Genomic DNA, 12571 nt, shown 5'->3' on the forward strand with positions numbered 1-12571 from the left:
AAGAACACTACAACAATGACACATAAAGAAAAAGTAGAGATTTGTGTTGAAAAAATTCAAAAATTAATTGATGGTTTTCAACCTGAGGTAGGAATTGTACTTGGCACTGGATTAGGTGGTCTAGTGAATGAGTTTGATATTAAGTACGACCTATCTTACGAAAAGCTTCCTCACTTTCCCTTATCAACAGTTGAGTCACACAAAGGACGTTTAATTTTTGGCTATTTAAATGGTCGTAAAATTGTAGCAATGCAAGGTCGTTTTCATTTTTATGAAGGATACGACATGAAAGAGGTAACCTTTCCAATTAGAGTTCTAAAACTTCTAGGTGTGAAAGCCTTAATTATATCTAATGCTGCTGGAGGTATTAACCCATCTTTCCAAAAAAGTGATTTGATGATTATTAATGATCACATCAACCTAATGTCTGGAAATCCACTAATTGGTAAAAATGAAGCAGAATGGGGTGATCGTTTTCCAGATATGTTTGCACCATACAATGCAGAGTTAATAGAAAAGGCAAAAAGTATTGCTGAAGAAAATAATTTACCTGTTCACGAAGGTGTATACGCAGCTGTTACAGGACCTAATTTAGAAACAAAAGCAGAATATAAATACTTAAGTATTATTGGAGCTGATATGGTAGGAATGTCTACAGTACCAGAAGTAATAGTTGCTGTACAAATGAAGTTACCTGTATTTGCAGTCTCTGTTGTGACAGATTTATGTTATGAAGGTGCTTTAAAACCTGTTGAGTTAGAAGAAATTTTAGCGAATGCTCGTAATGCAGAACCACATTTATCGAAATTAATAGGTGGTTTACTCACAAAAATTTAATATTTGATTAAATTTTCACAATTAAGCACGTAAATTGCGTAAATTAACTTTAAAGAGTTTAAACAGTACAATCACCTTCTTACTACTTATACCATCTTATAATTATGGATAAGACACTATCGGCACTTTTACCTCTAGACTTAACATATATAGATGATGCAATCTTAAAGTATTCTTTAACTGCATCTCCTGTATTCTTAGTAAAGAAAATTATCTTACTTCATATTTTGAAGGATAATTCGGCAAACGAAGAAGTTGAATATAATGGTAAATTAGTCACGAGAAAAGATATGGCTGAGCAGAAAATGCAAGCCTTAGTCGACAAATATAAAGACCTAAATACGCGTAATATTGAATTTTCGATTCAAATTGGCGAATCTAACGATCCTACAAATAAAATATTAAAGGCAACTCGTAAAAATAAAGTTGACCTTATTATTGCAGGTAAAAAAAATATCGCTGAAGGTAGTGGTACAATAGCACGTCTATTAACAAGATATGCTTTCTGTACTGTATTAACCGTATCAGAAAATCCTAAAGTACCGATTCAAAAGGCAGTTGTTCCTATCGACTTTTCTGAGATGTCTAAAAAGGCAATGAAAGATGCAATAGAAGTAGCAAAAAGAAATAATATGGAATTAGTGATAATTCATATTTATGCGCTACCTACCGGCTATCATACATCAGGAAAAACACAACAAGAATATGCATCCGTTCTACAGCAACATGCTGAAAAAAGGTGTAAGAATTTCTTAAAACAATTTGATTTAGAGGGTATAACTTACAAGTTAAGGTTACACTTTGATCAACATGGAAATAATGAAGCTAAAATCATCTCTAATATATCGTTAGTAGAAGATGCTGATCTTATAATTATGGGGTCTAGAGGTCGATCTGCTTTAGCAGCTACTTTTATTGGTAGCACTACAGAAAATTTACTTAAGCAACATACCACCATATCTACTTTAGTTGTTAAAGATAGAGTTAGAAACCTTGGTTTATTTGGAGCTTTACTAGAGATCTAAAAAGGTAAACACCTTTAAATTAAAAAATCCCTTAAATTACAACTAGATGTAGTTTAAGGGATTTTTTAATTAGAAAATTTTCACTGACTAGATAGTCATGATATCTTTTTCTTTTTCAACAAATATTTGATCTATTTTAGCTGTAAAGCTATTTGTAAGATCTTGAACTGTCTTTTCTGCATCTTTAACAGCGTCTTCTGCGGCACCGTCTTTCAATAACTTTTTCAAGCCATCGTTAGTTTCTTTACGTGCATTTCTAAGGCTAATTTTACCTTTTTCGATTTCGCCTTTCACCTTTTTAACAAGGTCACGACGACGCTCTTCTGTTAATGGAGGCATGTTAATACGTACTTGCTCACCATCGTTAATTGGGTTTACACCTAAATCAGAATCACGAATTGCCTTCTCGATTCCTGCAAGCATATTTTTTTCCCAAGGTTTAACAACTACAGAATGAGCATCAGGTGTAGAAGTTGATGCTACTTGGCCAATAGGAGTTGGTGCTCCGTAGTAATCTACTACTAAACCATCCAACATTGAAGCAGAAGCTTTACCAGCACGAATTTTTTTCAATTCATGTTGAGTGTGTTTAATGGCATTTTCCATTAAATCCTTAGCCTCATCTATATACATTCCTATTTCCTCTTCCATTACTTTATCTTTAATGATTAATTAATAATCTAGTTTAATTATTTACTGCGTTACAATAGTACCTACTTTTGCACCCGACATTAATTGGAATAAGTTATCTGGCTTATTCATATCAAATACAATAATTGGTAATTTATTTTCCTTACAAAGTGTAAAAGCTGTAAGGTCCATAATTTTTAAATTATCAGAAAGTGCTTTATCAAAAGTTAACTCATCGATTTTTACAGCATCTGGATTCTTCTCGGGATCCGAAGTGTAAATACCATCAACTCTTGTTCCTTTTAATACAACATCTGCATCAATTTCAATAGCTCTTAAAGAAGCTGCCGAATCTGTAGTGAAATAAGGATTACCTGTACCTGCACCAAAAATTACAACTCTGTTTTTCTCTAAATGACGTACAGCTCTTCTACGGATAAACGGTTCGCAAACCTGATCCATCTGAATACCTGACATTAAACGAGAATAAACACCTGCACCTTCTAAAGCACTTTGTAATGCCATACCGTTAATAACAGTAGCAAGCATACCCATGTGGTCTCCTTGAACTCTGTCAATACCTAGTTTACTAGCTTGCATTCCACGAAAAATGTTTCCTGCTCCGATAACAATGGCAACTTCGACCTCTTGGTCTACTACTTTTTTAATCTCTTTTGCGTATTGTTCCAATCTATTTGGATCAATACCATATTGTTGCTCACCCATTAGGGCTTCGCCACTCAATTTCAGAAGAACTCTTTTATATTTCATATATGGCAATTTGAAGTTTTGCAAATATAAAAAAGTCATTTAAATGATGTACTAAAATATGCACGTTATCTAAAAACTTATCATATTGCATAACAATAATTTAGTATTTTTTATTACTGTTTCTATTCAAACATGTTATCAATAAAAAAAATTACAGTATTAGTTTCACTATTTTTTTCATTTTTTTCTATCGTTACGGCTCAGGAAATACCTCTTCAAAGACATTGTAGAAGTACATTACATGAACCCGTTTTTACTTATAGTCAGGCAAAATCTTACCTTTCTAATAGAAGAGTAAATGCGATGAACAGAACAAACATCTCTAATTTACCTGTTATTGTTCATGTAATCTATAATCTTGATGAAAAAAATACTAAACATAATAATATTTCATCCGAACAAATACTTTCTCAGATAAATTCTACGAATAGAGACTTATTACACCAGAATAATAATCGTACTCAAACACTAGATGAATTTTCATCTGATGCCGTAAATTCTTTAGTAGAATTAAAAATGGCTGTTTATAGTCCGGATGGTCAAGTACTGGTTGAGCCAGGGATAAATAGAATTCAAGGTTCTTTAAAGGGTGATGATGAATATTCTATATCTCAGGTTGATCAGATTATTGCTGACAATATTTGGGATCATGAAAAGTATATGAATATATGGGTTGTACCATTAACGAATAACTGGTTAGGATATGCTTATTTTCCTAATTACACTGATTTACAGGGTTTAGATCAAGTAAGTAACGGAGAAGTTGCGACAAGTTCGAGAGATGGTATTGTTATAGATACTCATTTCTTTGGATCTAATGAATTTGATGAAGGTTATGATCTAGAAAATCATTATGATTTAGGACGTACGCTGACACATGAACTTGGGCATTACCTTGGATTACTTCATATATGGGGTGTAGGTAGTGCAAGTTGTTCTAAAGATGATTATTGTGATGACACGCCTCAAATTAGTAGTTCACATTCAGGCTCGCGTTATTGTAATGCCACTACAGGAGAAGAAGTCAAATTACTTTGTGATTCTGCAGCATTAATATTTGATTCAAGCCAATATCAAAACTATATGGACTATACAAATGATTCTTGTATGACGATGTTTAGTCTTGATCAGAAATCTAGAATTGATGTAATTTTAACTGATGCTCCTGCAAGAAATACACTTAATCAAAATATGCCTACAGGTACAATTACATTAGAAGTAAATCCTGGTACAGACTTAAATGCTTTAACTTGGACTATTAGTGAAGATGATAATGTATCTGGCTTTATCGTTGAAAAATCGATAAATAAACAAGGGTATAAAATTATTAGTGCTATTCTTTCTCCAAATGATAACGCATTCTCAGTAACATCAGAGAGTGTAGATACTAGGGTGACTTATAGAGTTTATGCTGTTAATAATACAGGAGCATCATTTTCAAAATCATCTAATACGATTACAATCTATAATGGAATAGTGGGTTTAGATACAAAGCAAAGAGAAAAATTCACTATCTATCCTAACCCTTCGGAAGGTATTTTTAAATTGAAACCTGCTCAATACATTAGTCAATGTGGCTTATTAGAAGTTTGGTCTTCCTCTGGAGCCTTAATTTTATCAAAAGAAATCAATACTAGTTCTGCTGAAGTTAGTATTGATTTGAGCAGTTACCCTAGAGGTACTTACTTTATGAAACTGAGCTCAGATCTTGGTGTATTTACACAACGTTGTATTAAATTATAGATCTTACAACATAAAAAAATGGCTTGATAAACAGAAAGTATTATCAAGCCATTTTTTGTATATATCTATTTACTATTAGTGATGACCACCACCTGTAGTTTTTACTTTACCTTCTTCAGGAGAAGTACTATCTTTTACAAATAACCATAAAACTGCTGATACTCCTAATGCAATTGCTGCGATGTAGAACATTACTGTTTTATCTGCTGCTTCAGCAAGGTATTTACTAACAAAAACTGATACTGCTAATTGAGGTAATACTACAGATAAATTAAATATACCCATATAGAATCCCATTTTTGATTTTTCTACTTTCTCTGACATTATAGCAAATGGAAGTGATACTGTTGCTGCCCAACCAATACCAAGAATAACCATCATACCGTAAATCATATATTCTGACGTACCACCTAAAGCAATCATACCAGCGTAACCTAAAGCCATTATACCAATACAAATTGCATGCGTTTTCACTCTTCCTATTCTATGCGTTATTGGTTCTAAGATAAATGCTGGCAATACAGCTGCAACAGCATTAAATATTAAGAAAGACCAGTTAATAACACTTCCTACTTCTTTAGAAGAAAAGTCTGGATATTTCTGCTGTACATAAGCAAACATAAATACAAACATAGTTTGAATACCTAACCATGTAGGTGCATGTGCTAGTAATACTTTTATAAAACCTTCCTTATCTGTTTCTGATTTTCCTTCATGAATTTCCTCATTAGTTTCTTTTAAACTCTTTGGCTCTTCAATAAAGAAGACTGGTATTACAGAAAAGACAAATACTAATAAAACACCGATATAAATTAACTCATTATTCCCTAAAACAGAACCAATAAAATAGGCTAATACACCAAAAGTACCAGATATTGTTTGCATCCAAGTATATCCTTTTGTTACGGTATCATCATTTGTGACGTCTGCAATAATAGACCTTGTTGGGTTAAAACTTATATTTATAGATAAATCAAGTACTAATGCTACTGCAATTGCAACATAAATAGACGCTGCAAATTGGCCTTCTGCTAAATCTCCAACTGCTTTTGTAGGTTCAAAGCCTAAGAAATCAGAAATAATATGAATATTTGGTAATGCTAATAACATTAACGAAGTGAGTACCCCTCCTATTAATATAAATGGACGGCGCCTTCCTCCAAAAAACCAAACTTTATCAGAGGCTAAACCTGCTAAAGGCTGACCGATAATACCTGCTATAGGACCCGCTGCCCAAACAATTCCAACTTCATGAATATCGAAACCATATTTAGTATTTAAAATCCAACTCAGAGCAGCAATTTGTATAGAAAGGGCAAAACCCATTGCCGTAGAGGGTAAACTGAGAAGTACGAAAAATGAGGATGATAATTTTTTTTGAATTTCTAACATAATATATTATTTACAGGGTCGTTGTGTTGATTAATAATCATTTATTTCTTTTAGGTAAAACAAAGATATTGAAGGTCTTTTACTTAATTCGGTGATTTTACGCATATTATCACTTTAAAATAAATCTTTTTATATTACAACGGGTTGCATTAACTAGCAATTATTAAAAATAATATTCCAAAATTTAAATGTCGATAAAATTTCTACGAATATTACTGTTACTACTCCTTACTTTTCATTTTTGTAGTGGCCAAAAAATGTTTACGCATCACTGGACAAAGAAAGATGGTTTACCACATAACTTCCTTTATCATCTTAAAGAAGCTAATGGTAAATTATGGATTGGAACAGATGATGGTTTGAGTACTTTTAATGGAAAAGAATTTAAAACTTATTCAACTCAAGATGGTCTAAATTCTGAGTTTGTTATTGGTTTTAATCAAAATAACACAGACTCTATTTACATGTTTACATGGAGAGGTGGCGTACATGTTTTTAACGAAGAGCTTGATACTATTCAAACCTATCCTTTTATGCAAAAGAAAGGAGCGAAGAAACTGCATCAAGGAGTTAAAATTGGTAATGAGTTATACGGTTGGCAATGGAGTTCTGCCTTTTATATGAATTTAAAAGAGCAAAAATCTCATAAACTAAATTTCTATTCTCATCGACAAAATGGAAAAGAAGAAATATTTCTGAGAAAAGATAAACCAATACCTTTTTACAACTCTAAAAGTAGCCGTAGCATTTCCTTAGGTTTAAATCGTTTTCAGAATAAAATACTTGTGTATGGCTTCGATACTCAAGGAATTAGAATTATAGATGGCACATCTCTTAAAGGAAATTTCTTTGAAGAAGCTGTTGGTAATCTTATCATATCAGCAACTAATATCTCTAAAAATGGAGGTCTATTAGTAGGGTCAAAAGGACAGATTTTACTACTCTCTCCAGAAGGTGATATAGAAAAAACTATTAAAATTAATGACAACCTTTTTCCAACAAAGTTATATCAACTGAATAATGGAAATATTGTAGCTGCTGTTAACGAGAATAATCATAAACAGAGAAATATTCTAATAAATAGCAAGACATTAAAAATAACTTATCTAGAAAAAATATTAAATACAAAATCTTTTAGTTCTTCTATTTTAGTTGATAAACAAGACCGTATATGGATTACAACTCAAGGTGATGGACTTTATCTTATAGAAGATACCGATTTTAAATATTTAGGCATAGATGAGATTGATGTTACACACGTATTATCAATCAATCAAATTGATTCTGTCAATCTAGCATTCTCTACTACAAATAGGCTTTATCAGTATAATTTAAAAACTGACTCTTTAAGTATTCTTAGAGAATACCCTGTTAAGGACATTGTTAAGACTGAAGAGAATATTTTCTTTACTTCTTATGGGCATAGCTATTCTATTAATAATGACTCTATTCCTGTAAACTGGTCTATTTTTGCCGGTAAAAATCAATTTGGCGATTGGTATATAGAAGAAGATTCTATAAAAGTTGTTCAACAAAACCCAATGAGCAAGAAATTTGAAATGGTTAAAGTCTTTCAAAATTTCCCAAAAGGCAATATCAAACAATCAAAAATTTCTAGTGCTGCAATTACCGATACAACAATTTGGGTAGCTACAAAAGGAGCCTTATTATCTTATGCTTTGAGTGAGAACTTTAAACTCGACCTAAAAGATAGTTGGATTCAAAACTTTAAAAATGGCGAGAGAATTAATTATGTATATATAGATAAATCTGGAGTATTACTTTGGGTAGGAACATCAGAAGGTTTATATTTTTTACATATAAAAGATCAAAAAGAAAAAAATAAATTAAGAAAAGTATTATCACTAGATGGTGTGAATTGTACTACGCTTTATCAAGATCATTTTGATCAATTGTGGGTAGGTACAAATGAAGGCCTTTCTGTTTTAAAAAACGGAACACTAAAAAGGCAGTACAATACTTCTTCTGGATTGATAAATGATCAAATAACCCGGATTTTTGAATCATCAGATCATCAATTATGGATTTCTACTTTACAAGGTATAATGAGTATGCCTAACCATAAAGAAGCAAGTACAATCCCCCCTCCTCATGTATCCTGGAAGAAAAAGATATACAACAGCCATAGTAAATTTAGTATTTTAGAACTGCCTATTAAAATTAGTGCTTTATCTGAAATGGAATCTATAAAACTTCAGTATAAAATATCTAAAGCAAGTGATTGGATAAACTTTCAGTATACTGATGTTTTAAAAATAACCAATAAAGAGCCAGGACAATACGATATTTATGTAAGAGGAAAAACTATTGGGTCTGACTGGAGTACACCCGTAATTTCTTCGTTAAATATTGAAGGATATTTTTGGGAACACACTTTATTTAAAGGTGGAATATTTTTCTTAATAATTATTTCATTGATTTATTCTTCGAACTATAAGATCAAGAAGGAAAAAATTAAAACGAATGAATTAAAAGAAATTATTCGAGAAAGAGCTGAAGCACAAAAAAAATTAGCCCGTGTTAGAACAGAAATTGCTCAAGATTTCCATGATGAAATGGGAAATAAATTAGCTAGTATCACTGTACTAGCAGATTTAGCCTCATTAAAATTAAAAGGAAAAGATATAGAAACAGAAAAGATTTTATTTAGAATAGAAACTCAATCAAAATTATTATACAGTGGTACAAGAGATTTTATTTGGTCTATTGATGCTAAAAATGATGAGTTAAGTGTAATCTATGATTATATAAAGGATTTTGGTGAAGACTTCTTTGATGAGTTAGAAATTCGTTACCATTCTAAAAAAGAGATATCTAAAAATGAAAACCTTGTATTACCTCATTCATGGAGTTTACAAATAGTCTTTATTTTTAAAGAAGCCATGACAAATATTGCGAAGTATGCAAAAGCAACACACGTATACTTATCTATTATTGAAGAGAAGGGAAATATTAAAATTGCAATAAAGGATAATGGTATAGGAATGAATAATACAGACTCTAAACATGGTAATGGTCTTAAAAATATGCATTCAAGAATAAAAAAATTAGCAAATGCAACCTTATCAATTGAGTCTAAAGAGAACGAGGGCACCTCAATTTCTGTCACTTTTAGTAGTAATTTTAATAACAATCTATAAAAACTACCCTTTGGGGTAGTACAAGATATACACTTCAATAGTAAATTTGAAGTAATGAATCGTTAAGCAGTACAAATCCTGACTATAACCCCTAAAACTTTAGAGTTGGGGAACTCATTCTTATTGTTGAAATTCAAAAAAGAGGTGCCACATATTGTTTCACCTCTTTTTTTTTATTTAAATTTAGTATGAAAAAGAAAATAATAATAGTTGAGGATAACTTAGATGTACAAGAAGCATTCAAACTCTTAATTGAAACAAAGGCTTCTGACTATACTGTAATCAACACCTATGACTCTTGTGAAGGAGCTATTGCCAACTTAGATACCGATAAACCTGATATTGTTCTAATGGATATTGATTTACCCGGAATGAATGGTATTGAAGGTACTAGGCATATCAGACAATCATTACCTAGAACTGATATATTAATTATTTCAGTTCACGAAAACAGTCAATATGTTTTTGATGCTCTTTGTGCTGGCGCTACAGGTTATATCACAAAGAATAGTAATCACACACAATTATTAAGAGCACTAGGCGAAGTTTCTGCAGGTGGAGCTCCAATGAGTACACATATTGCTAAGCTTGTAGTTAAATCTTTTAGAAGAGAAAGTGAATCTCCACTTACATCAAGAGAAACGGATGTTCTCAATTTATTGGCAGAAGGGAAAAGTTATATGGATATAGCAGATCAAATATCTGTTTCTAAGGATACTGTCAAATTTCACATTAAAAATATCTACTTAAAATTACAAGTTTCTAATAAAATTGAAGCGGTAACTAAAGCCAAAAGTGAAGGTTTTATTTAACCTCCAAAAAAAATGCATAAAAAAACGGTCTAGAATTAATTTTCTAGACCGTTTTTTAATTGAGTAGATACAAATTATTTTGCAGCGAACTCAGCTTTGATTGCTTCAACGTCAACTTTTTTGATTACTGGTTTAGCACTCAAACGTTGGATTGTTGTTACACGAGCTTTAGCGAAAGTCTTGTTTCTCTTGCTCTTTCTAATAAGTTTTGTATATCCCATGACTATATTTTATTAAATCAATTATCAAAGTATAGATCACATTCCTAGGAATATGAGCGTGCAAATTTAAGTGATATATCCTTATTGCTCAAGTCATTTAGAAAAATAAATGATAATTTTTTAAGAAAGTACTAAAAAACCTCCTTTAGACACCTAAAATGCACGTTTCTTTAAGTTAAAATAATTGTTATTGATAGTATTTTCCCAATACAATTGCACTTAAATTATTAAAAATGAAAATATGAATGCACAAACTCCCTTCAAACTAGAGACAAAACGCTTACTACTTCAAGAATTTTCTAAAACTTATACCAAAGGTTTTTTTGATTTAAACAAAGATTGGGATGTCATAAAGTATACATGTTTGGTATATGCTTCAGAAATCAATATTAATCAGATAATAGCTAGAGTAATGGAAGAAAAAGTTTGGAGACAATATCAATTAATTTTCAACTCTAAATAGTTATTTTGTAAATTCATTTTAAATCAGATTAAAAAGAAGAAATGGCCGGGAGCAAAAAGCAAAAATTTTATGTTGTATGGGAAGGAGGAAAACCCGGTATTTATACAACTTGGGCAGAATGTCAGAAACAGGTTCAAGGTACAAAAGGTGCCAAGTATAAATCTTTTGATTCTAAACTTGAAGCTCAAAAGGCATATAACAGTAATCCTAGTGCTTATATTTTTAAAAAGAAACCTGGTACGGTTATCAAAAAAAACATTGATCCTTCTATAGGTGAGCCGATCATGACAAATAGCGTTGCCGTAGATGCTGCCTGTAGTGGTGCTAGAGGACCGATGGAATATAGAGGGGTTTGGCTTCAGAACGGTAAACAACTATTTATACAGGGCCCTCATGAAGATGGTACTAATAATATTGGTGAGTTCTTAGGTATTGTACATGCACTTGCATTCTTAAAGCAGCATAAATATCATGATACAATAGTCTATACGGATAGTAGAACAGCCATGAAGTGGGTTCGTGATAAAAGATTAAAAACAACCTTAACGAAGAATCCTAAGAATAAAATAATTTTTGATTTAATAGATAGAGCTGTGAATTGGCTTGAAAGTAACTCTTACAAAAACCCAATTCTAAAGTGGGAAACAAAAGCTTGGGGAGAAATCCCTGCCGACTTTGGAAGAAAATAAAATATCAATTAAACAACCATGAAAAAAAACGAAAAATTAAGCAAAAACGGTAAATTAAAGAAAGAGTACTACGAAGAAGAACTAATTCGTATGCAAAATGAGCTTGTTAAAATGCAAGAATGGGTAAAGCATACAGGAATGAAAGTGGTTGTACTTTTTGAAGGACGTGATGCAGCAGGGAAAGGCGGTGTCATTAAACGAATAACAGAGCGCTTAAACCCTAGGGTAGCTAGAATTGTTGCTTTGGGTGTTCCTACAGAAAGAGAAAAGTCTCAGTGGTACTTTCAGCGTTATGTACCCCATTTACCAGCGGCTGGCGAAATTGTTCTTTTTGATAGAAGTTGGTATAACCGTACGGGGGTAGAAAAAGTAATGGGTTTTTGCACAGACGATCAATACGAAGAGTTTTTAAGAACCTGTCCCGAATTTGAAAAAATGCTTATTCGTTCAGGAATAATTCTTATTAAATATTGGTTTTCTGTTTCTGATGATGAGCAAGAAAAAAGATTTAAGGAAAGAATTAATTCTCCTATTAAAAGATGGAAGTTTAGTGAAATGGATTTAGAATCTAGATCAAAATGGGTAGAATATTCTAAAGCAAAAGATAATATGTTTGCTTATACAGATACTAAACAATCTCCATGGTATGTTGTAAAGGCAGATGATAAAAAGAAAGCACGTCTTAATTGTATATCACATTTCTTATCAAAAGTACCTTACGAAGAGATTAAATACAAAACCATAGATTTACCTAAAATAAGTAAAGAAGGTTATGTACGTCCTCCTTTAAGTGAGCAATCTTTTGTTCCTGATAAGTATTAGAACAA

Annotated in this window: 11 protein-coding genes; 8 read left to right on the forward strand and 3 right to left on the reverse strand. The window is 31.8% G+C overall.

The window, feature by feature from the left end; genetic code table 11:
* The first annotated feature begins 15 nt into the window (after positions 1 to 15).
* Positions 16 to 837: a purine-nucleoside phosphorylase gene (locus EI427_RS13230; protein WP_126615392.1), complete on the forward strand. Its 822-nt coding sequence runs from the start codon at positions 16 to 18 to the stop codon at positions 835 to 837.
* Between the two features lie 104 nt (positions 838 to 941).
* Positions 942 to 1862 carry a universal stress protein gene (locus tag EI427_RS13235; protein WP_126615394.1) on the forward strand — a complete coding sequence of 307 codons (921 nt, stop codon included), beginning with the start codon at positions 942 to 944 and terminating at the stop codon, positions 1860 to 1862.
* A gap of 87 nt (positions 1863 to 1949) precedes the next feature.
* Here the strand turns inward: EI427_RS13235 and frr are convergent, their stop codons facing one another.
* Both frr and pyrH read right to left on the reverse strand, forming a co-directional pair.
* Positions 1950 to 2513, reverse strand: a complete 564-nt coding sequence (gene frr, locus EI427_RS13240) for a ribosome recycling factor (protein ID WP_126615396.1) — start codon at positions 2511 to 2513, stop codon at positions 1950 to 1952.
* Positions 2514 to 2555: 42 nt separating this feature from the next.
* The gene (gene pyrH / locus EI427_RS13245) at positions 2556 to 3263 is read right to left on the reverse strand and encodes a UMP kinase (RefSeq protein WP_126615398.1); all 708 of its coding nucleotides are present in this window, start codon (positions 3261 to 3263) and stop codon (positions 2556 to 2558) included.
* A gap of 132 nt (positions 3264 to 3395) precedes the next feature.
* Here pyrH and EI427_RS13250 point away from each other — a divergent pair, with 132 nt between their 5' ends.
* Positions 3396 to 5006, forward strand: coding sequence for a M43 family zinc metalloprotease (locus EI427_RS13250; RefSeq protein ID WP_126615400.1), 1611 nt, complete (start codon positions 3396 to 3398; stop codon positions 5004 to 5006).
* Positions 5007 to 5081: 75 nt separating this feature from the next.
* Here EI427_RS13250 and EI427_RS13255 read toward each other — a convergent pair whose 3' ends face one another.
* Entirely contained in the window at positions 5082 to 6398 is a 1317-nt protein-coding gene (locus EI427_RS13255) for an MFS transporter (RefSeq protein ID WP_126615402.1), read from the reverse strand.
* 257 nt (positions 6399 to 6655) lie between these two features.
* Here EI427_RS13255 and EI427_RS13260 point away from each other — a divergent pair, with 257 nt between their 5' ends.
* The 5 genes from EI427_RS13260 to ppk2 all read left to right on the forward strand — a co-directional run bounded on the left by EI427_RS13260 (position 6656) and on the right by ppk2 (position 12566).
* Positions 6656 to 9559 carry a sensor histidine kinase gene (locus EI427_RS13260; protein WP_170178464.1) on the forward strand — a complete coding sequence of 968 codons (2904 nt, stop codon included), beginning with the start codon at positions 6656 to 6658 and terminating at the stop codon, positions 9557 to 9559.
* A 188-nt stretch (positions 9560 to 9747) separates the two neighbouring features.
* Positions 9748 to 10371 carry a response regulator transcription factor gene (locus tag EI427_RS13265; protein WP_126615406.1) on the forward strand — a complete coding sequence of 208 codons (624 nt, stop codon included), beginning with the start codon at positions 9748 to 9750 and terminating at the stop codon, positions 10369 to 10371.
* A gap of 462 nt (positions 10372 to 10833) precedes the next feature.
* Positions 10834 to 11055 (forward strand): hypothetical protein, encoded by a 222-nt coding sequence (locus EI427_RS13270; protein ID WP_126615408.1) that lies wholly within the window; start codon positions 10834 to 10836, stop codon positions 11053 to 11055.
* A gap of 41 nt (positions 11056 to 11096) precedes the next feature.
* Positions 11097 to 11744, forward strand: a complete 648-nt coding sequence (locus EI427_RS13275) for a ribonuclease H1 domain-containing protein (RefSeq protein ID WP_126615410.1) — start codon at positions 11097 to 11099, stop codon at positions 11742 to 11744.
* Positions 11745 to 11762: 18 nt separating this feature from the next.
* The gene (ppk2, locus tag EI427_RS13280; RefSeq protein WP_126615412.1) at positions 11763 to 12566 is read left to right on the forward strand and encodes a polyphosphate kinase 2; all 804 of its coding nucleotides are present in this window, start codon (positions 11763 to 11765) and stop codon (positions 12564 to 12566) included.
* Positions 12567 to 12571 lie beyond the last annotated feature (5 nt).

The sequence above is a fragment of the Flammeovirga pectinis genome, from assembly GCF_003970675.1.
Lineage (GTDB): Bacteria > Bacteroidota > Bacteroidia > Cytophagales > Flammeovirgaceae > Flammeovirga > Flammeovirga pectinis.